Consider the following 21,482-nt stretch of genomic DNA (forward strand, 5'->3'; position numbering starts at 1 on the left):
TTGAGCGAAGGATCCTGATCGAATGCGATATGAGGCCTTATCAAACTATGCCCGTTTCCGATGAACTCGCACAGGCTGCTTTTGACGGTGATACCGAGCGCGTCACCGAACTGCTAGATGCTGGAGCATCGATCAACGCCGCAGGGCGCAACTGGACCCCTCTGCATGCTGCAATCGAAAATGAGCAGTTTGAATGTGTGGAGTTGCTCATTTCACGGGGTGCAGATATTCACGAAGCATCCAGCGACTTCCCACCCCTCGCTCATGCTGTCGACATCGCCATCGATGGCACTCGTCAGACCGGTGGATCGCCAGGGGATGAACCGATTGAAATCATCCAGTTTCTACTTGAAAAGGGCGCGAATCCTCTGGCTGGCCTTAAGGTAGCGCGAGACTACCACAACGAGAAGCTCGTCAAACTTCTGGAGGCGGCGGCCAACAAGGACAAACCACCGCGAGAACCTGAGTAGACAGGGATTCGCAAGCACGGCGGATGCTCCACTGGAGAGCGACCTTGCTATCGCTGCTATCTTGCCGTCCGCTCTGGCGGCAAGCTGCGGGTGTTTGTAGACTCCCGCGCCTTTTCTCCTAACTCTTCATGTTCCAAGTATGCGCCTGGTGCTTCTCATTTTGCTCGCCATGTTGGTGGTGCTTAGTGGCTGCCGTGGTTCGCGGTGGGCAAAGCGCGATGCCGATTATCGGCTGAAGTACCCCGAGCATACCGACGACCCGGTGAAGACCGTGAAGCAGGCCATCGACGCGCGGCATGTGGCTGGAAAACGTGGTGCGTACGTGACGTTTGCCGGCCGTGACGAACCGTTTGCCGGCGGCTTCGATATTGGTGGCTTTGCGTACTCCGAGCCGTGGCTCGAACAGCGCATCGGTCTTTCTGGCTTGATACACGAGGAAGGGAAGCGGCCCGTTTCCCTCGGCGCCCTGACCAGCCTGAGGGCGCAGGTGCCCAGCCGTTTGGCGCCGTTCGCTGGCGTGGGCGCCTACTGCGGCTGGGCCGGTGGCGATCAGCGGGAGACGCTGCTCTCCGACGAAGACGACAGTCTCGTTACCAAGATCATACTAGACACCAAGCACGAGTTCGTGGTGGCTGCGTTTCCCGAAGTCGGCGCGCATTTCTGGATCGACCACCGCCGCCGCATCACTGCTTCGGCCAGCTACTGGTTCACCAATCAGGACCGCAGCGAGGATTTCTTGTTCTTCAGCATTGGTTTCTCCTGGTTCGGCGACCAGTACCAGCAGTTCAGCACCTATCCCGATCCCGAGTTTCACCACCGTTTCACACCCTACCGTTTCCCACCCCCGCCACACCCGTCAGACACGGCCGGCGTAGCGGTGGCTTCTCCGTACGGCGAGTTGGGAGTGCCGCCCGAGAGCATCCAGCCGCCGGCGACCTATCCATCGACGGGTGCTCCGCCTGTGCAGCTTCCCCTCGCTCCGCCAGAGGGCGAGGAATAGGCGGTTTTTGCTTTTTTCGCCCCCGCGTGGCGGGTGCCGCGGGCGTTTGTTGATTGGCTGTACGTACACACGCCCGGGGCGAAGGAAACCGCCGGGCTGCGGCCACTTAGCAGAGGAGACGACCCATGTGCGGGACTCACGCTATCGAGCTTCGACGATTCGTCCAAGGAGCAGGACTGACGCTGCTGGCAGTGATCGCTCTCACCGCAGCGCTTCCCGCCCAGGCGTTGGCGCTGCCCACCAGCGAGTCCGACGACGCCACGGCCGAGTGGCAGGCGTTGCTGACTGTCGATCCCACGTTTGTCGACTCGCACGACCCCCACGCGCTGCCATCCGATCTGCACGCCGGCACGGCCGAGTCGCTGCCTTCGAGTGACGACGTCGTAACCACGTCGATCGCCGTGCCGGAGCCTTCGACCGTGGCCACAGTGCTACTAGCGAGCATGGGCGGAGCCATCTACTGGTGCCGCCGCCGGTTCGACGCTATGTGCGAGCAGGCGTGAGCCGCCGGCTGATGGCGTACAAATCCTCGACGGGTCACATGGCGTATTGCGTTGCAAGAAGTCAACCATCAACCTGCCGAACGACTTCCCCGATTCGCACCAACTTTTCTTCCGGCACCTGAATATCGTGCGGCACGAATACCGTCTTTCGAAACCAGTGTTCCGGGGAGTCGTTTTCCACGACCACCAGGCCCGAGTGTTGCGAGGCGTCGAAGCCTGCTTGGCGGAGTGATTGCACTAGTTCGCTGGGGTGCGAAGAGACTACCGGGAACACCCAGTAGGTATGCGTGGAGTTGTCGCAGCCGGCCGTGTAAATGTCCGTACCCTGGTCGAGCGATTGGGCAAGCTGGCGGCCGCGCTCGGTGCGCGCGGCGATGTGCGTGGAGTCGAAGTGCGCCAGGCGGTGGGCCATCATCCGGTTCAGCGCCGCGCAAGGTTGTTGTCGGAGGTGCTCGAACAGCGCCGCGTCGGAAAAGCCGCGCGCCGAGTGACCGACGAACGCATCGGCGTCGCCCCCGGTGTGATGGATGCACCACACCATGGGTGTGAACAGCAGCCGCGTGGAAAGCAGCTTCAGACCGCCCATCTTCAGCACCCGCGCCAGATAGCTCAGGCTCGACTGGCGTGGCCAGCCGCTTGAGATCTGTTGCATTCGCTGCCGCATCTTGGTGTCTTCAACCAGTACCACCCCACCACCGCACGCGGTGGCCGTTTTGATGGGCCCAAAGCTGTAGAGGGCGACCGTGGCGGCCGGGTGGCGGGTGAGCTCCGACATGGTGAGCGCCTGGGCGCAGTCTTCTACCAGCAGCACATCGCGTTGTCGGCAGAGCTCGCCGATCTCCTCCAGCGGCATCCGCGTTCCGTATAAGTGAGCTGCGACCATCACGCGAGTTCGCGGTGTTATTCGCCGCTCGAGGTCGCGGGCGCTCACCGAAAGCGTGCGCGGATCGACGGGGACCGCCACCGGAGTGAGGTCATGCTCGCGAACAATCCGCGCCATGTGGGGTACGGTCACTTCGCTCAAGAGTACTTCGCTGCCGGATGGTAACTCCAGCGCGCCGAGCAGTAGGTCGAAGCCCGATCGCACGGACAATGTCGCGAGCGCTTCAGGTCCCAGATCAACCGTCGCCGGGCGGGGCGAAACGGCGTAGGCGGCCGCTCGCCAGAGGTCGCGCCAAGTAATGTCGATCCGAAGCCGCGGGTACATCGGGTAGCTCCAGCGACATCTCTGACTTGCGCCGAGACAAAGGAAACGTAGTACCGAGGCGCCTTATTCTACCAGCGCGGCAGAAGCCCGGCACCACTGTTTACCACCAGAACTCGTACCATTCGTCGTCGCGCAGTGGATTCCAGCGCAAAGGTGTTCCCCACGGAGTCACGGCGTGATACGGCCTGCGATTGAGGTCCCGGGATACGGAGTCGAAATCGGTGAAGTTGGGCAAATCCTGTGCACGCGGTGCGTAGGGACTCCGGGCTTGGGCGTTGATCGCGGCGCGCGAGCGACTATCGGTAATCTGCTGCTGCGTTTGCCGCCTGGCTGCGTGAACTCCCATTGCAGCCTCCGCCTGCATAGCGCGGATGCGATCGAAATCGGCCTGCGACTGCTGTTGGGCACTCTGCCGTCGCTGAATGCCCTGCAGCTCACTGCGAATCTCATCTGCCGACATCGTCATCACATCGGGTCGATCGGCACGAGTCTCGGAAGCTCGTGGGTCAGCCAGATATTGCGAGGCCCATTTGCGAGCATCGGCGGCCTCGGGGCTCAGCAGCACTTCCAGGCGGTCTTGCATCTCGCTGAGGAGTTCTCGCAGTTCGTCGGCCGAGAGTCGCAGCGCCCGATCGTTCAATTGGTTGACGATTGCGGTGACCTCGTCCGCCGAGTAGGCCTTTTGTATGCGGAGCCACTTCTGAAAATCGTTCCGCATCGTTACCCACTCTTTGCTCTCCAAGACCTCGCGACGAGCTGCGTCCTCCGCTGAGCTGGCCTGGGTAGCACTTTCCGTTGCGTTGGGGCTTCCCTCCTGCCCGTGAGAGGCTTGCGAAGCCACAACCACCGTGGCGATCACCACAACGCTATTCATCACGGTACGAGTAGTTGGCATGGGTAGTCTCCTGCACGACACTCCGGTTTGGAGGACATGCTTCGGTGGGTGTCTTCTGGGGCGCGGCGAAATTCGACCTGCCGGGCTGGTAGCTTGTCGGTTCCAACTTGCGACTCGGAAACCTTCCAAATGAAGCTGTCCAAGCCGTTCGGCTGATAACTGGTCTGCGTGGTAGCTCGCTGGCCATCGGGCAGGAGCACGGAGGTTTCGACCAGCCACTGGCCGTTGGCTTCTCGCCAAAGGGATTCGCTGGTACTTCCGGTGGAGTCAATTGCCTGCGACTTGAAGGTTTGCTTTTCGGCATCCCAACCGATGCGTTCGGTCGCCGTCAGAACTTCGCCACCAGCGCCGCGGATCAAGCACGACCGCACAAGGTAGTTGCCATCTTTGGAGTAGTGGGCGGAGACCAGCATCTCCGCCTCTTCGGCCTTGCCGGCCCATTCGCCAATCAGCCAATCCAGCTCGCGCAATTGACTCCTGACGGCCGGGCCTTCCATCGTGGCCTCACGCAGTCCGTCCAGCAGCCACTTTCCATCCCGCTTGACCCAGATGGCGGTGAACCTTCGAGAGTAGACGCCCCCGTTTGCATGTTCCACATTGCGGAGCACGCCATCCTCGATGGCGACCGTAGGAGTGACAAGTCGCAACGACCGCTCCCACGCCGGCACTTCAATCGCTTCTTTGGCAGCCGGCTGTTGCTCGGGCTCAGGCTGGAAAAGGTCTCGCGCCTTGTGGGCGTTGCCTGCGGCGTCCAGGTAGTCGCCGTCTTCCGTCCACATGCTTCGCAGGACTTCCACGTCGCCCCGCTGCATGGCCACGACATAGGCGTCGCCGGCAGCGCGAATTGCCGCCAACTCCGCATCGTTGGGCGACACGCCTTGCGCGAAAAGCGTGGCGGGCAGGCAGGCTCCTGCCATTACCAAGAATGCAAACAGTGCACCGGAGAGGTTGCGCTTCATATCAAGTAGAAAAGTTGGGTGATTATAGTGGCAGATGGCCACCTTCCATGGCGCTTCTTAAATTAGAAACAGCGAAAATTACCCAGTCAAGGCAATTCACTTTTCACAGGCGTTTATGCCCGTCGCCGACTCCTTTCGCCGGAGTATCCAGAGGCTAAACCAGCCCCGGGTAGAATCAACTTGCGGCGGCCAGATCGTTGCTTGGCCGTTATCGCGGATCTATACTTCGTGTCCGATACTGCGATTCAGCTAGTGAAAGCCTACGGGAGATCAATCGATGGCCAAACCTGGTTTCTGCTGGTTGACTCCAGTGTTGTGCGTGAAGGACCTAGTCGCGAGCTTGAAGCACTATCAGGAAGTCCTTGGTTTCGAGTTGTCCTGGAAGTGGTCGGAAGGAGATGCGTTCGCCGAGCCGGAGCACCCTACTTTTGCCTGCGTGTGCCGTGGTGAATGTAGTGTGTTTCTTTGCCAGCAGGGACAGGGGAATCCTGGTTCGTGGATTTGTCTGAACATGCCGAGCTTGGATGCGCTGCAAGAGATTTTAGAGGAGTACAAGACGACTGGGGCGGATATTGTCGAACCCCCAGAGGACCGCTCCTGGGGAATGCGCGAGATGATCGTTCAGGACCCAGATGGCAATACTTTTCGAATTGGATGTCAGTTGCAGTGAGCAACTCACGGCGGCCAGAACGTTGCTTGCCGGCAATCGCAGATTTATACTCCGTGTGCCAATGGATAGGCGCGACCTTCGAATCGTGCAGGGACAACGCATTATGCCGCAGTACAAGAAGATTGCCGGCAGATTCTGTATCGGCAACGCATTCAAAGAGTACCATGGCGCCGTGATCGCCAGCGACGAAGCCTTCTTCCTGGTGATCGACCGATCCGAGTACGAAGCACTTGGGCAAACGCTGGCATCGTCCGGGTGGCCTAGCGGCTACTCGCTGGGAAAGTTCATCAGCAAGCTCATCGAGCCCACCACACTGGACTACAACGAACTTCCACCGCAACTCACGGACGACCCAAGTTGGCCCATTAAGCGAACGGAGGCACGCGTCATCGTGCTTCCCAAGACCGCGGTGTCAGGGCTGAATTCTCGGTATTGGGGAGCGCCACTTTCCATCGAGGCCGGAGGCGAGAGATACTTCATCAGCGTGGGCATTCTCACGTGGTCGAGAACCATGAAGTACCTGCGATCCCAGGGCTGGGAGGAGCAGTTCAGCGCGGGCAGATCGATTTCCGCCGCGAGCTACGAGGCTCCAGTCGTCGGATTCTCTGTGGGCGTGTTCGCCGGAATAGCCGTGGTGAAGCTCACCGACGTCGACAAAGTCTTCGGCCTATCCGTCGAGGCAGTGGCTGCAATACCGCCCGTCATCGGCTTGCTCTGTGGGCTGCTGTACGCTTATCTGAGGAGATGATCGCGACAGCGAACTCCAAAGCTTGCACGTAGCGAAGCTACACCCGATCATAGTAGTGCAGTTCCACCCACGGAGGTCTGGGCCACAGCGTCAGTCGATGATCGTCACGAATAATGAACATGCCGGAAGTAATGCGACTCTTGATCCTCATAGTTCTGTTCGCCATTTCGAATGTCGCACGTTGCGAACTGCTGGGGTCGGACGACTGGCCGCAGTTCCGTGGCACCAACGCATCGGGTGTAGCCAGCGGTGACGCGCCGCCGACGAGTTGGGACATCTCCGCGCGAGAGAACATCGCCTGGAAGACCGAGATCCCGGGACTCGGTCTCGCTTCGCCCATCATCTGCCGCGACCAGGTGATCATCGTCACGGCGGTCGGCGACCAGCTGGACCCCAGCCTTCGTACCGGGCTGTACGGCGACATAAAACCAGTCGACGACGAAGGATCGCAATCCTGGGAAGTATACTCCCTGTCGCTCCGCACTGGAAAAGTCCGCTGGATACGGGTGCTACACTCTGGTCCGCCCACGATGAAGCGACACACCAAGTCGTCGCACGCCAACGCGACGCCCGCCACGGACGGACGGCATGTGATCGTCAATCTGGCTTCGGAAGGACTCTACTGCTTGAATATGTCCGGCAAGTTATGCTGGAGAAAAGACCTTGGACCACTAGACTCCGGCTACTATATGGCGCCCGACGCACAGTGGGGCTACGCCAGTTCGCCGATCATCTATCGCGGCATGGCCATCGTTCTGGCCGACGTGCAAGAGGGTTCGTTTCTGGCAGCGTTCGATGTTCGTAGCGGCCGCGAGCGCTGGCGCACGGAGCGCCACGACGTTCCCACCTGGGGTACGCCGGCAGTTGTCGAGGGGCCGCAATCCACCGAAATCGTGATTAACGGCTACCGGCAGACATGCGGTTATGATCCACAAACGGGGCGTGAGCTGTGGTCACTGGGCGACGGGGGCGACATCCCCGTTCCGACCCCCATCACGGGGCATGGATTGGTGTACCTGAGCAGTGCTCATGGTGGAAACCGACCGCTGCGCGCGATCCGACCTGGCGGGACCGGCGACATCGGTGCTGCAGAAGACGACGCTGCCAATGAGAATATCGCCTGGACGAACCCAAAGGACGGAATCTATCTCCAAACACCGCTGGTGTACGGTCCCCATCTTTACGCTTGCCGAAACAACGGGGTTCTCAGTTGTTACGATGCCCAAACGGGAGAACGCTTGTACCGCAAGCGACTTGGCGGCGGAGGAGGATTCACCGCTTCCCCGGTTGCCGCTCCCGATCGACTCTATTTCACGAGCGAGGAAGGCGACGTCTACGTGGTTCGAGCAGGCGCAGAGTATGAACTGCTCGCCAAGAATCAGATGAACGACATCTGCCTGGCGACACCCGCCATCTCGAAAGGCATTCTCGTCATACGCACCAAGGACCACGTCTACGGCATTCAGCAGAAGCCCGAGAACGATCGGAGCTACCACGTCGATTCCGTCGTGAGTCCGCCAGGCGAGTGATGGTTAGGATGCCAGAGCGTGAGAGACAGCGAATGAGCCGAAGGAAATCTGCGTCGGACGATGTGGCCGAAATAGGTTTCAGGTCTGTTCTATCTCGCCGGGGTGAGCTGCACCGCGGGGAGCTGGGAAGGTCTGTTCCTTTCATCGGTTGTGACAACCTCAGCAGGTTCGATGCCGACTTGCGTTGGTAACAGCTTGGCTAGATCTACCATGGCCAAGGGCTTATTCTGGAGTCTCCTTACTACGACCTGCTTATGCAGAGAATTCCTATCTAACAACAAGCTATCCAGCATGAACATAAGCCTCGTACTCGACGTTCTGCGAAGTGGTGCGATTGGTGCGCCGCTCGGTTACGATGACTTCTTCGCCAGGACATGGCAGTGCAGTCACGTTCGGTATTGCTGTGGCCTATGGGATGCTGATGACTACTCACACGAAGAGGCTCTCGCATGGATACTGAAACGGAACGAATCAGACTACAAAACCAAATGGATAGATTCATTGGCAACATCTACGCTCCGTCCAATTGACATTGAAGAAATCAAATCGTCGATTCCCCAAACTGTCAACGAAATACGGGATAGCGACCATCTTGCAAATCCACCGGCTTTTCCGCTAACGGATTCAGATTTAACTGATGCTACAGCCGCCGCGAGAATTGATGGACTGTCATTGTATGACTACGGGCCAACGGCGGCCTACGTTTGGCGTCGGGCATGCGAATTTAACTACTTGGAACTCCACTACGAATCCTGATTGCTGGATAACAAAAAAGAAATGCACCCGAGTCGCGAAGTCGGGCGTATTGACAATGGAGAATCTCTCGTCGCGACCGGGTGAATTTGGACGTGATCGGGCTCGTCAGCAGCGCACAAATTAGCTGAGGTGTACCCAACCGCAGTCTCTCAGCTCAGTTCCTAAGCCGCTGAGGTCTACTGAAACTCGTTCGCCGTGACACGCCGAGGCGCCCGAAAGATCGAGCTCATGCCGCTGCGTTTGCGAACGGGCGGGCACGCTTTCCTGTCACGACAGCGTATGCTCCAACCACGAACTACGACGACGCGTCGCTCCGCGCCGGCGACTCGGCGTGGCCGTTGGTGGCCCGGGTGTCTGGCTTCTCGATGCCTGGCGGGGATGCCCAGCCCGAGGGCATGCTGCGGATGTGCAAGTCGCGTTGCGGGAAGGCGATTTCGATACCTTCTTCGTTGAAGCGTTTGTTGATCGAGGAGTGCAGTTCGGAGATGGTGAACACGCGGCGCTCCAAGCTGGGCAGGTAACAGCGCGCCATCAGGTTCAGCGTGCTGTCGCCGAAGCCCTCGAACGTGATGACCGGCATGGGGTCCTCCAGCACTTCGGAGTGGGCTTGTACCACTTCGCGGAGTACTTCCATCGCCCGATCTGGGTCGCTGCCGTAGGCCACGCCGACTTCGATGACGATGCGATTCATTTGGTCGGACAGAGTCCAGTTCAACAGGCGCTCGGTCACCAGGTCTTTGTTCGGCACCACGTACTCTTTGCGGTCCCAGTCGACGATCGTGGTTGCCCGCATGCGGATGCGATTCACCACGCCGGTCTTCTCGCCCAGCGTGATGATGTCACCCACGCGAATCGGGCGCTCGAACAGCAGGATGATGCCCGAGACGAAGTTGGCGAAGATCTCCTGCAAGCCGAAGCCAAGGCCAACACCCATCGCGGCCACCAGCCAACCCAGGCTCGCGCCGATTTCCAATAGCGCTCCCGCGATGAGAATGCCGACCGTCAGGATCGCGTACCGGACCAGCGTCGAGATGGCGTAGCGGGCACCTTGGTCGATGGGCAGGTGTTGCAGCACCACCAGTTCCAGCAGGCTCGGTATGTCGCGGACCGCCACGTAGGTGATCAGCAGCGTCAAAAACGCTCGCAGCAGATGTCCCCAGGTGGTGGGCGTGTCGTGGTTGCCCATGCCGGGCAGGGCGATGCCATCGAGCCAGGCGAGCGCGGGGAACACGTCTTGCCAGATCAGCACCGCACCGATCACGCCCGCGACGAATAGCAGCACGCGGAGCAGCTTGCGTGTCGCTTCGCTCAGCGCGGTGAGGTCCACGGTCTCTTCTGGCACTTCGATGGCCGCGGCCATTTCGTCACCCTCGGCGGCGGCCGCGGCTTGCGCCTGAGCGCGCCGCTGTCGGGCTTGCTCGCGAGCCAGTTGGCGACGGTTCAACAACACCCACCTTCGCAGCAGCCCGCCGGCGATCATCAACACCAGCAGCATGGCGGCCGTTTGCAACGACCGCTCGGCCAGTTGCTCGGCCGTGTAGTAGTAGCCCATCGCGGCCACGATGCCCAACGCCGGCGGCAACATCACCATCGCCGGGCGCCACACGCGGTGCAGATTGAGTAGCCAGTTCTCCGTACCGCGGTCGAGCGCCTGGTAGATGGCGCTAGAGTGCGTAATCAGGATCCGCCACAGGGCGAACGTGGTATAGGCCATGACGAGCAGGAACAGCACGCGTCCCAGCGACTCGCTCCACATCGGCTCGGTGCCTTGGGCATCGAGACCCACGAACCAGAACACCAGTGGCACGATCAGCACCGGCACCCATCGCAGGTAACGACGCAGTTGTAAGAGCGCCGAGCGCGGCCAGCCGAGGTGCGCTTCGGCAAGTCCGTCGCTGCGACAGCTTTGCCGAAAGAACTCCGCGATCAGCAGGATCCAGGCCGCGCTGCGGGTGGATTGGGACATGGCGAGGGTGAACTCCGACTCGATCGCCGCGCCGCGCAGAAGCCAACCGATGCCCCACAGCAACAACGGCCACGGCAGCGACACCACCAGCGTGAGCCACAACGCGCGGAGCGACGGCCAGAAGTCGGTGCAGGTTCGCTGGGCGGCTTCGACGCCAAGCTCCTTGATCTGTTTGCGTGCCTTCTGCTGGAAATAGAGCAGCAGCAGAAACGTGGCGATCAGCGCGCCGGCCATCAGTGGTTCGCGGTAAGCGGCCGCGCGCAAGTCGACCAGTGCTTGTTGCCAATTGGCAGGACTGAGGCTCCAGGCGACCGCGTCGACGCCGTGACTCAGGTAGAGCGGCGTCCAATTGGCGTACGTGCGAGGTTTGCCCAACTGAGTGACCGGCGCCCAGAGCGGTCGGCAACTGCGAATCCACAGGTCTCGCTCGGCGATGAAGTCCTGGAACTTCTCTGTGTTGCGGCGGAGCGTTTCCTTGGCCGTGATCAACTCTTGTAGTTTTTGGTCCAGCTTGTCGAGGTAGTCGACGTAAGTCTTGAGAGACGCGACCTGGCTTTCGAGCATCTTGCGGATGACCGGTTCTGCCTCGGTGCGGTCTGCGGGGCGGACGTTCTCGAGCACTTTGGCTACTTCCGCGTCGAGGTCCTGCAACTCACTCAACTTCTGGTTCGCCAGGTAGGCTTCGTAGTTGTACTCGTTCCTGTCGGTTGTCCGCTCGGTGACGTCGCGCCGCAGTTGCAGCAGCCGGGGCAGCTTTGCGCGCTGATCGCGAAGTTGTTGCCCGATGGCTTGGGTTAACGATCCGTCGGCCAGGGTTTGCTCGAAAGTCTCGAAATTCGTGGTGACCGTCCCGTTGCGATTCACGGCCTCGTTGGTCTCGTCCTGAACCTTGTCGAGCTCCGCAGTCACGTGCTGTACGTTCTTGGTAAGCTCCTGATTGGTCGCGGCCAGCTGGCCCAGCGACTCGGGATTCCGCTCGATGAGTTGCTTGTTGCGCTCGGCCAGTGCGTTGTCGGCACGCTGTCGCTCGTTGGCCGCCGTCTTGCGGCGCTCGCTCAGTTCGTTGCGTGCGGCGGCCAGATGCTCGGCATAGGCCGCGGCTTTGCGTTTGGCGACTTCTAGTTCCGCATCGTAAGCTTCCTGCCCGAGCAGGATCTTCTTGCGCTCCGCGTCCAGGTTCTTCAGTTGTGCTTCCAGCTTGGCCGCTTGCTGTGTGTAGGCGATCCGCCGGGCGTTGGTTACTTCGTTGGTGATTTCTTTGATGTCGGCCAGCTCTTTCTCCACTTCGGACAGCTGCTGTTCAATTTGCTGGCGGTTGTTCTGGTAGCTGCTGAGAAACTGCTTGCGGAGCGCCGGCTTGGCTTCGATCGTCTTGACGCGCTTGTTCCACTTGTTCGCGTACTCTTCCCAGGAGGCGGCTTTCTCTTCCAACTCCGGTGTCTCGGCGCGCCGAACATTGAACGGATCCAAGAACTTGCTGAGAAACTCTTCGGGTGGCAGCGCCAAGAGTTTGTCGTAGAATCCCTTCGATCGCCCGCGGGTTATCGTGTCCGCGTTGTCGTAGTCTTTGTTGTATTCAGCCGTGTTCTCTGCGATCTTCTTGTCGAGTTCCTTTAGTTCGGTAGTCGATTGCAGCGCTTCTTGGTAGTACTTCTTGGCGTCCGCCTTTTCGGCATCCGATAGCTCCAGTCCGTCGATGCGACCCCGCCGCTCTTCAATTTCCTTGGGCGTGAATGTCTCGCGACTGGGGGGAGCTTCGTTTTCTTCGGAGGTCTGCTTTTCGGCATCGCTACCCGCCGCCTGATCCTGTTGCGGCGGAGGTGTCGGTTGTTCGTTCTGCGGTTGCGAAGCTGGTTGCGCAGCGGGAGCGCCGTCGCGCAGGGGATTCGCTGCGGGTTGTTCGGGAAACGGCTGAGCGAGAGCCGGTCCGACGGGCAGCATCAGCAGGAGAGAGAGAGTTGCGCGTCGCGCTTGGGGTGTCATGCCATCGTCCCTGGGCCACCTGAGCTACGTAATCGTTAGACCCCAGCATGAAGGAATTTGCGCGGCGGCGAAAGGGACGTTTGCCCGCAATCCACTGCGCACGCAAACGCCGCGGCTGCTGGGGCAAGCCGCGGCGTGGCGGTGATTCGTTGGATGCTGCTGCTAGCAGGAGATTTCGGCGATCTTCACGCGGGTGAACATCGCGCGGTGTCCGGTGCGGCGGCGGCTGTTCTTGCGGCGGCGGATCTTCTGCACGCTGATCTTCTCGCCCTGCGTGGTGCCGACGATCTCGGCCACAACGCTGGCACCCTCGACCGTGGGGCTGCCGAGCTTCACGTCGTCGGTGCCGCCAATGGCCAGCACGCGGTCAAACGTGAGCTTTTCGCCCTTGGCAACGTCCCGGTAGGCCAGATCGAGTTCCTGACCTTCTTCGACTTTCAGTTGGCGACCACCGTCGGCGATAATGGCATACATCGGTTAGGGTTCCTGCCACAGGGGCTATGAATCATGGGTATTTGAGAGTCCCGAAGTATAACCGACCAATGGGGAGGGCAAAAGGGGGTGAAATGCACGTCTTCCCGGGTCTTTTACGCATCGGACCACCCTAACCGGAGGTACACTTGCCCCACTTGAGATCGCTCAACCTCGCGGATCGCGTGGCGATCCGGCTAGAAGACGCTCTCTGAATCGTCTGTAGCAACCGTTGGGTTCCACTACTGGCACCCACCGAATCACCGCACCGTTTCCAACCTCAGATCCCGTCCACCAGCACGACGCGGCCGGCTTCGTCTTCGCACACGATCTCCAGGTGCTCGGGCGAGATGCCTTCGCGGCCGTTGACGTACACGATCATCTCGTTTTCGTCTTCCAGCTTGGCTAGCTCCCGGCGTTTGCGGTTGTTCAGGTAGGCGGCCACTTCTTCCTCGACGGTTACCGTGACCTTCTGCACCCGCTCGCCCTGCGTGGCCATCATTAGTTTGCGAACCACCTCGATGGCCATGCTCTCGGCGCTCTTGACCAGCCCGGCGCCGCTGCAACTCGGGCATTCCTTGAACACGCTGCGTTTCAGGCTCGGGCGGATGCGCTGGCGGGTCATTTCGATGAGGCCGAAGGGGCTAATGCGGAGGATCTTGGTCCGCGCCCGATCGCGCTTCACCGCGTCGCGCAAGGTCCGCTCGACGATGCGACGATGGCGGTCCTTGCGCATGTCGATAAAGTCGTTCACCACCACGCCGCCCAGGTCGCGGAGACGTAACTGGCGAGCGATTTCCTTGGCGGCGATCTGGTTGAGCTGGAACGCCGACTCTTCGGCCGAGCCGTCGGTGCGGAAGCTGCCGCTGTTCACGTCGATGGCCACCAGCGCTTCGGTTTGATCGATCACCAGCGAGCCGCCACCCTTCAGCGGCACCTTGCGGTGATTGATCTGCGCAATCTCCTCGTCGATCTTGTACTTGTGGAACAGCGGGTCACGGCCTTCGTACAGCTGCAGTCGACTGACGTACCGCGGCATCACAATCTGCAGGAACTCCTTCGCCCGCTCGTAGGCGGCGGGTTCGTCGATGTGTATCGCATCCACGTCCGAGGTAAAGATGTCTCGGATGGTGCGGATGATCATGTCGCTTTCTTCATAGATGTCCGTCGGCGCTTCGGCGCTCTTGATGCGGCGGACGATCGTCTTCCACAACCGCAGCAGGTACGCCAGGTCGCGGGAGATTTCCTTCTTCGTACGGTCGGTTCCGGCAGTGCGAACGATGAATCCCAAGCCCTTGGGTGGGTTGAGTTCGCGGAGGATGTCGCGCAATCGCCGGCGATCGTCGTCGCTTTCGATCTTGCGCGATACGCCAATCCGACCGAGCGCCGGCATCAGCACCACGTAGCGGCCGGGAATGCTGATGTAGGTCGACAGCGTCGGGCCTTTGGTGCCGATGCCTTCCTTGATGACTTGCACGACGACTTCGTCGCCGCGTTGGAAGATGTCCTGGATGGGCGGCTTGATGCGCGGGCGGACTCCGGCGCGGCGGCGGTTGCCGCTGTTGCGCGACGGGCGAGGTCCTGACTCGTCGACGTCTTCGTCGTCGTCGCCGGTGTCCACGTCGGCGGGCGGGTTGTCGGGTATTTGGCTGCCATCGGGTTGGATGGGTTTATCGGGGTCGTAGCCGCCTTGGCGGAAGTACTGAGGTTCGACGTCGCTGATGTGCAGGAAGCCGTTGCGGCCGACACCGAAGTCGACGAACGCCGCTTGGATGCTCGGCTCGAGGTTGACGATCTTGCCTTTGTAGATGTTGCCGACGTAGTTGTCCTGGCTGCTGCGCTCGACATACAGCTCTTCCAGCACGCCGTCTTCCAGGATGCCGATGCGGCATTCTTCGGGCTGGGCGACGTTGATCAGCATCTCCTGCTTGACCGAGGGCGCCTTCTTGCTCTTGGGCTCCTCTTCGGTCTTGCGTTTTCGTCCGGCCGCCACTTTCTTTTTCTTAGCGCCGCGGCGGCGTCGACGCTTGGGAGGAGCGGTGCCTTCGTCGGCCACGGCGCGTAGACCGCCCGGATCGTCCGGCTCGAGATCAGGTTGGGGGGCAGGTGAGTCCATGCTTGTCTCGTGTTTTCTTTCTGTGGATAAGTGAACCACGTTAGACCGGTTGGTCGGGAAGAATCTTGATCAATTCTTCGCGAAGCGCGGTCTTCACGTCGCGCGCGCTCTCCAGCGACATCACCCTGGCGGCGAATTCCTCGCACTGCGGGATGGTGACGCTGCGGCACACGCGTTTGACTTCGGGAATCGCTGCAGGCACCACGCTGAATGTTCTCAGCCCCAGTCCCAGCAGCACCATGGTGTAAATCGGGTTGCCACACATCTGGCCGCACATGCTGATCGGCTTGTTGTGCTGTGCAGCGGTATCGATGGCCATCTTCACGAGCCGCAGGATCGACGGGTCGCTGCCGGTGTACAGCGAGGCGACATCCTTGTTGCTGCGGTCGACGGCCAATGCGTATTGAATCAGGTCGTTGGTACCGATGCTGAAGAAATCAACCTCTTCGACGAAGTGATCCATCATCACCACCGCCGATGGCACCTCGACCATCATGCCAATGTCGATGTCGCGACTGAACGGAATGCCTTCCTCCTCCAGGTCCTCCATGGCGTCGGACAGCACCATCTTGGCCCGGCGAAGCTCCAGCAGGTTGGTCACCAACGGGAACATGATCTTCATCGGCCCCGCGGTGCTCGCCCTGAGCATGGCCCGCAGTTGAATGCGGAACATGTCGACGTGCTTCAGCGCCAGGCGAATGCTGCGGAGGCCGAGGAACGGGTTTCGCTCGTCGTCGGGCAGGGGGAAGTTGGGGATCTTGTCCGCCCCCAGGTCCAGCGTTCGCATCACCACCGGTTGGCCGTTCAAGGCTTCGATCACCTCGCGATACGCGGCCAAGTGATCGGCTTCGTTGGGCTGCACGTCGCGCGTGAGGTACAGGAACTCGGTGCGATACAGTCCGATGCCTTCGGCGCCGCGTTCCTGGCACTGGCGGACCTCGCCGGGGAACTCGATGTTGCCCAACATCGTGATGTGCTGCCCATCGAGCGTGTCCGAGGGCAGATCACGCAGCGATTCCAGCTTGGCGTTGTGTTGCTTGTGCTCGTCGACCTCGTGGCGATAGCGGGCGAGGGTCTCTTCATCGGGCTGTAGGATCACCAGGCCGTTGTCGCCGTCGATGATCAGCGTTTCGCCGCCGGACACTTCGGTCAGGAAGGGACCGGTACCGACCACCGCGGGAATGTCGAGCGCTTCGGCCACGATAGCCGTGTGGCTGCCGGGGCCACCGGTCTCGGTGACGAAGCCTTTGACGAACTCCGGATTCAGGTTGGCCGTTTCACTGGGCGTGAGGTTGTTGGCCAGGATCAGCACCTCGCCGGTCAACTCGCCCAGCCCTTCGCGGCGCTGCCCCAGCAGGTGGCGGAGCAGTCGCTTCTCGATGTCGAATACGTCGTTGGCCCGCTCGGCCATGGTGTCGCCTTCGAGCGACAAGAACACCTTGGCGTACCGCCGCAGCGCGCGGCTGACCGAATACTCGGGCGAGTAGTGTCGGTCGCGGATCATTTGATCCAGTTCTTCGCGGAGCTTGCGATCCTGCAGCATCTGCAGGTGGGCGGAGAAGATGGCCGCGTAGTCGTCGCCCAGTTGTTCGGCGACGCGTTGCCGGTTCAGGTCGATTTCCTTGGCCGCTGCAGCGATGGCCTGGTCCAATCGCTGCAGTTCGGCGCCTACGGCTTCGCGCGGCAGGAACCGCCGAGAGATACGAAATCCCTCGTTTCCGAAGATCACTGCTTCGCCGATGGCAACGCCGGGCGAAACTGCTATTCCCTGCAAACGCTGCATGCCGCGCTCGTTGAGGCGACCAGAGCTGACACGTGTTGGGAATTGCGGCTGCCGACTATCGTCGTAGTGAGATAGGGCAGACTAATGGAGCAATATTGCGGTACACGGACAGGTTCACTGGGTGCGGGCGCGCCGCAGCAAGGGGAAGCACATTGGTCGGCGGGAGTACTCGTTTCGTGTACAGCATCCGCAGTTCTCGCAATGTGTCTGCCAGTGTTGACTCGCTTTTGGGCAGCGAACAATCTTGCTGGTGACGGCTCCGCATGGCTTCCTGTTGGCGTGGGGTTCACCTCGCCGCCACAGATCAGCCCTGGTATGCCTTGTAAGGTTATGTGGGTAACTCTAAATCACGCTTGTATCGATCTCTTTCCGGTGGACCCATTCTATCATGCGTGCTACGCAGAATGTGCCACTTTGTTCGGTCGGCCGCAAGCTCAACTGGGCGGATCGCCCGAGGTGGCTTCGCTGGCCTGCTCGGCGAACTCGCTCTGGACCAAGGCCAAGATCGCTTCCACCGCTTCCTGGGCATCGCTGCCCTGCGCCTCGATTACGACGCTTGCGCCCTGTCGGGCGCCCAGCGTCAACATCTCCATGATGCTCTTGGCATCAACGCGTTGACTCTCGTGAATCAAACCTATCTGTGCGACAAAACGGTTCGCCAGCCGCGCAAGCTGCTCGGCTGGGCGAATATGTAGTCCGTTTTTGGACGTGACCACAAACGTTTTGGTAATCACTAAGTCAGCCATAACTCAATTGTCGGGGGAAGATGAGAAGGAAAGGGTTCCCCCAAACCTCTCCCTCGACCCTAGCGGCTACGAACCGAATTGATTGTTGTCGGCCTCTTCCAGAAGCGTCCAAACATCGTCGGAATTCTTGGACTGCTTCAAGAATCGACAGAACGTATCATTCCGCAGTTGACGAGATATATTCTCCAGCGCGCGAAGGTGATCGCCCGGCCGATCGGGGGGCGAGACCAGCAGGAACAACAGGTGGACCTTCTCGCCATCCAGGCTGTCGAACTCCACGCCTTCGGCGCTCACGCCCACCGCGCCGCACAACTTGTCGACCGTCGGGTGCTTGGTATGAGGGACCGCTACGCCGCGTCCGATGCCGGTGCTGCCCAACTCCTCACGCTTCAGGATCGCTTCGACCACGCTCTCGAACTGTTCGTCGTCGATTGTGTGGGCGGCTTGCAATGCCTTGGCCATCTCGCGAATCACCGATTCCTTGTCCACGGACTCGAGATTCGGGCGGATAGCTTCTTTTGATATGAACTCAGAGAATTTCATGTTCCATGGGGTTCCTTGTGTCGGCGGGCAACGATCGGTGCCCGGAATGTTTCTCGGTGGTTTGGTTCTTAGGCAGCGAAGCGGGGCAGGGCGCTGTGGCTCCTGCGGTCCGATGCGTTGCGATTACTCTTCCTCGGGCGTTTGCTCAGCTTCCACCTCTCGAGCCTGGCGGTTGCGGTCGCGATTGCGCTCCACCACCCGCTCTTTGTATTTTCGCAGTTGCTGTTCGATCTTGTGCAGGGCTGCGTCCAGAGCCGCCATCATTTCGGAGGCCTGCTCGCTAGCCATGAAGTCGTGTTTGTGCTCGGCCGATACCTGCACATCGACCACTGGGTTATGCTCGTCCTTCAGATCTACCACCACCACGATGTCGCTCAGCCGGTCGAAAATCCTCAGCAACTTTTCCGCTTTGCCAGTGATCTTTGCCTGACTAGCTTCACTCAAATGCCCGTGGCGGGTCGAAACTCGAACTTGCACAGATGGTGCCCTTGCCTGATTGCCTTCGTCGGGGATTTTTTGGGCAGATCCGCACACCGCACGTCCCAGTCGCCAGGCCCAAATTCATCGAGCCGGAATCCCAGAACGGCCAACGTCCGGTCTACCCCAACAGACCTCCCAGTCTACCAATACTCTAAGGGTCTGGGAACCGAGCTATCCGCAGGCGAAATAGGCAACTTCGGCAACTTGCTAGTAAGTGGCTATCGGCAAATTGGCGTCGATTCTCACAGCAAGCCGGCTCGTCCCCGAGCCCGGTAATCGGTGCGATCAATTTGGGGCTCTCCGGGGCCGAGGACGGCCCGGCTCGCGGGGGCAAATGACCATAGTTTTGGGCCAACTTTTTGGGAACATCATCCATTGGCCCAAAACCCTTCGAGTTCTGTCCTCCACAGCTTGAAGAAACCCCTTGTTTTCCAGCGTTCCTTTCACGGGCATGGGCCCAAAACCCTCCACGTTGTTCCCCGCACGTTCCGCAAGTTGGCCCAAAACCCAACGGTTGGCCCGAAACCCCGATAGTGGCCGTTCGCTCCGCCGAACGAGCGAAGGACCTACCACCACACTCGTTCGTGTGCGTCGACTTCGAGCTTGAAGAGTACTCTGGCATCATTCCGACGACGTGTAAGTCGTCGGCTATTGGACCACTTACTCACTTGCTCAACCTACTCACTCACTCACTCTCCTATTCACCTACCTTGCACACGATCCTGCAACTCCATTGGATCACACCCCCGCGTGAATTCAACAGCGACTTTTTTACAGGGGCGATTTTACCCTCGTTCCCACGCTCTGCGTGGGAACACTATGCGACCGCTCTGCGGTCATTGAGTAATGCGCAGGCATCCCCTCCTGCACTCGCTTGGCTTCGATGCTTTCCTGATGGTGCGTTGCTGTAGAGTCTATCCTCAAGCACGCCGAGGATGTTCAAGATGGATAGCACAACCTACCAGAATCTCTCCACCTTGGCCGACTCCCGCTTCTCGAACTTCAACTGGTAGGTAGGGTCCGACCTTAGCCGCTGAGACCATTGCTCGTTTTCTTCGGCGATGTTCTGCAGGTACTTCAGAGCACTCCCTTCATCTTGCTCGCGGCGGGTGAATTCCCGTTCCAGCTCAGCAATGTCGACAAGATGAGCTCGAACGTATTGCTCTGCCCCTTCTGGGGCTTGCAGTGCGTCTCGCTCCACCTTTCGTAGGAACTTGCCCCTCTTCTTCACAAAATCAGCTTCCCATACTCGCTTGCTGCGTTCCGTTCTTATCAGCAACTCGTAGAGCGATCCGGTGACGACCTCCGCGATTTCCTTGACATCGCCTCCCCAATCGTTGCGACAACTCAAAGTAACGTGAACGGCTTGGTGTTTGTTGTCATAACTTACCAATGTGTGGTCGCTCAACCACTCCAATGGATTGTCCGTTTCCCTAATCAAGGAGTTGTCGGTTTCGGTGAGTTTCAACAATGCGTAGGGGAGAAGGATTTCCGGATCCGCCGATCTTTCAAAGATTGCTTCGATATCAGCATTCTCATATGTCACCGGAGTTAGAGCTTGAAAAGGAGTATCAGGTACCACGAGTGCTGAGGAGGGAGTATTGGTCACCACTACAGAAGAGGAAACCACCCACCCGCGATGCTGCGAGTACCAGTAGCACGCTCCGCTAAGCGCAGCTACTAGAATCAGCAATGCAAGCAGTGAGAACCTTGGCTGCACAGTCATGTCACGCCCACCGTTAAGACAAGAAGTGCTGGCTTCACATGTAGCTGGCATGTTAGGAAGTGGTTATAAAAAATGACTTCTGTTCTGAAGACATTCACACAGGAGGCGTTATTGTGGACAGCCCAGGCGATCCTGGCGGTGAAGGCGTTGGCGGCCCAAGCATAGACGGAGACGGGTGTTTTTGGCATTTCGTCTCTTTCGTCATCTTTGTTGTGTTGGTTGTAGCGCTTCTGAATTGGTTAGGGTAACACGGTGGAGATTTGAGTGTGATGCTTCAGCTACTTGCAGACTTTCCAGGAAAGCAAGGAGAAGATCACAGCAGTTAGTGGAAAGGCTACTTTGCTGGTGATTGACATACGCGAATACCGACAGTAATGCGGCAACGGCAAGTAACGCGCAAGGTAGGCGATTGTTTGTTTGCATCGTAGTCCATTGGCTCCACACTATAGTAGACGATCGCGACGGGTATTCTCATCCTGCGTGCCCCTGGCTCTGCTGGCGACGGTGAGTGGAACACAGAGTTTGGGGCTAGTCTCAGTCACCCGGCCGTTTCCCACCTCGACCAAAAAGCGGTCCGAACGTCAACAAGCAAGGCAAGCTGAGCGGCAACGCAAACTGAAGGATCAAGTAAACGAGCATCCCGCGGAGGGGCGGTGAGTTCTCTGGTGGCGACCCGGAGCCGAACGTCGCACTGAGAAACACCCCATCTGTTAGCAACCCAACCGCAAGGGCCAGGCCAATCGTGAGTGTTCGCGACTCGAGGCGAAACAACCACGCCACTCCCCAGGCTACAGGTGCCAGTACCGCCCAGAGTACGAACGCGGCAAGAGTAACGTACCACACGCCATAGCGCGGGAGCCAATGATCGGCGACGGCATTCGTATGCCACCCGAACCAATCGGTAAGTGCTGTAAACAACCAGTGCGTTAGC

The 21,482-nt window shown here is 59.6% G+C and carries 17 protein-coding genes; 6 read left to right on the forward strand and 11 right to left on the reverse strand.

The window, feature by feature from the left end:
* Positions 1-29: 29 nt before the first annotated feature.
* From ACQK2L_RS08830 to ACQK2L_RS08840, 3 genes are all read left to right on the forward strand, one after another.
* The gene (locus tag ACQK2L_RS08830; RefSeq protein WP_425396581.1) at positions 30-470 is read left to right on the forward strand and encodes an ankyrin repeat domain-containing protein; all 441 of its coding nucleotides are present in this window, start codon (positions 30-32) and stop codon (positions 468-470) included.
* 139 nt (positions 471-609) lie between these two features.
* A complete protein-coding gene (locus ACQK2L_RS08835) occupies positions 610-1,470 on the forward strand; it encodes a hypothetical protein (RefSeq protein ID WP_425396582.1) in 861 nt (286 codons plus the stop codon).
* 125 nt (positions 1,471-1,595) lie between these two features.
* Positions 1,596-1,973 (forward strand): PEP-CTERM sorting domain-containing protein, encoded by a 378-nt coding sequence (locus ACQK2L_RS08840; protein WP_425396583.1) that lies wholly within the window; start codon positions 1,596-1,598, stop codon positions 1,971-1,973.
* Between the two features lie 61 nt (positions 1,974-2,034).
* On the opposite strand, the gene ACQK2L_RS08845 is transcribed toward ACQK2L_RS08840, so the two are convergent.
* The 3 genes from ACQK2L_RS08845 to ACQK2L_RS08855 all read right to left on the reverse strand — a co-directional run bounded on the left by ACQK2L_RS08845 (position 2,035) and on the right by ACQK2L_RS08855 (position 5,034).
* A complete protein-coding gene (locus tag ACQK2L_RS08845) occupies positions 2,035-3,180 on the reverse strand; it encodes an aminotransferase class V-fold PLP-dependent enzyme (protein WP_425396584.1) in 1,146 nt (381 codons plus the stop codon).
* Positions 3,181-3,280: 100 nt separating this feature from the next.
* Entirely contained in the window at positions 3,281-4,075 is a 795-nt protein-coding gene (locus ACQK2L_RS08850) for a hypothetical protein (protein ID WP_425396585.1), read from the reverse strand.
* Positions 4,054-5,034 carry a YybH family protein gene (locus ACQK2L_RS08855; RefSeq protein ID WP_425396586.1) on the reverse strand — a complete coding sequence of 327 codons (981 nt, stop codon included), beginning with the start codon at positions 5,032-5,034 and terminating at the stop codon, positions 4,054-4,056. Before ACQK2L_RS08855 ends, ACQK2L_RS08850 begins: the two co-directional genes overlap by 22 nt.
* 277 nt (positions 5,035-5,311) lie before the next feature.
* Here ACQK2L_RS08855 and ACQK2L_RS08860 point away from each other — a divergent pair, with 277 nt between their 5' ends.
* From ACQK2L_RS08860 to ACQK2L_RS08870, 3 genes are all read left to right on the forward strand, one after another.
* Positions 5,312-5,704 carry a glyoxalase superfamily protein gene (locus ACQK2L_RS08860; RefSeq protein ID WP_425396587.1) on the forward strand — a complete coding sequence of 131 codons (393 nt, stop codon included), beginning with the start codon at positions 5,312-5,314 and terminating at the stop codon, positions 5,702-5,704.
* Positions 5,705-5,765: 61 nt separating this feature from the next.
* The gene (locus ACQK2L_RS08865; protein ID WP_425396588.1) at positions 5,766-6,452 is read left to right on the forward strand and encodes a hypothetical protein; all 687 of its coding nucleotides are present in this window, start codon (positions 5,766-5,768) and stop codon (positions 6,450-6,452) included.
* Between the two features lie 119 nt (positions 6,453-6,571).
* Complete coding sequence (locus ACQK2L_RS08870; RefSeq protein WP_425396589.1) at positions 6,572-7,981, forward strand: PQQ-binding-like beta-propeller repeat protein; 1,410 nt, start codon at positions 6,572-6,574, stop codon at positions 7,979-7,981.
* 1,051 nt (positions 7,982-9,032) lie between these two features.
* Here the strand turns inward: ACQK2L_RS08870 and ACQK2L_RS08875 are convergent.
* From ACQK2L_RS08875 to ACQK2L_RS08910, 8 genes are all read right to left on the reverse strand, one after another.
* Complete coding sequence (locus tag ACQK2L_RS08875; RefSeq protein WP_425396590.1) at positions 9,033-12,686, reverse strand: mechanosensitive ion channel domain-containing protein; 3,654 nt, start codon at positions 12,684-12,686, stop codon at positions 9,033-9,035.
* Between the two features lie 162 nt (positions 12,687-12,848).
* Entirely contained in the window at positions 12,849-13,160 is a 312-nt protein-coding gene (rplU, locus tag ACQK2L_RS08880) for a 50S ribosomal protein L21 (protein WP_425396591.1), read from the reverse strand.
* A gap of 277 nt (positions 13,161-13,437) precedes the next feature.
* Positions 13,438-15,273, reverse strand: coding sequence for an Rne/Rng family ribonuclease (locus ACQK2L_RS08885; protein ID WP_425396592.1), 1,836 nt, complete (start codon positions 15,271-15,273; stop codon positions 13,438-13,440).
* 40 nt (positions 15,274-15,313) lie between these two features.
* The gene (gene ptsP / locus ACQK2L_RS08890) at positions 15,314-17,056 is read right to left on the reverse strand and encodes a phosphoenolpyruvate--protein phosphotransferase (protein ID WP_425396593.1); all 1,743 of its coding nucleotides are present in this window, start codon (positions 17,054-17,056) and stop codon (positions 15,314-15,316) included.
* A 434-nt stretch (positions 17,057-17,490) separates the two neighbouring features.
* Positions 17,491-17,802, reverse strand: coding sequence for an HPr family phosphocarrier protein (locus ACQK2L_RS08895; RefSeq protein ID WP_425396594.1), 312 nt, complete (start codon positions 17,800-17,802; stop codon positions 17,491-17,493).
* A gap of 66 nt (positions 17,803-17,868) precedes the next feature.
* The gene (locus ACQK2L_RS08900; RefSeq protein WP_425396595.1) at positions 17,869-18,345 is read right to left on the reverse strand and encodes a PTS sugar transporter subunit IIA; all 477 of its coding nucleotides are present in this window, start codon (positions 18,343-18,345) and stop codon (positions 17,869-17,871) included.
* A 123-nt stretch (positions 18,346-18,468) separates the two neighbouring features.
* A complete protein-coding gene (gene hpf / locus ACQK2L_RS08905; protein ID WP_425396596.1) occupies positions 18,469-18,822 on the reverse strand; it encodes a ribosome hibernation-promoting factor, HPF/YfiA family in 354 nt (117 codons plus the stop codon).
* A gap of 961 nt (positions 18,823-19,783) precedes the next feature.
* A complete protein-coding gene (locus tag ACQK2L_RS08910) occupies positions 19,784-20,407 on the reverse strand; it encodes a hypothetical protein (RefSeq protein ID WP_425396597.1) in 624 nt (207 codons plus the stop codon).
* Positions 20,408-21,482 lie beyond the last annotated feature (1,075 nt).

It is taken from the genome of Aeoliella sp. (assembly GCF_965227375.1).
Classification (GTDB): Bacteria; Planctomycetota; Planctomycetia; order Pirellulales; family Lacipirellulaceae; genus Aeoliella.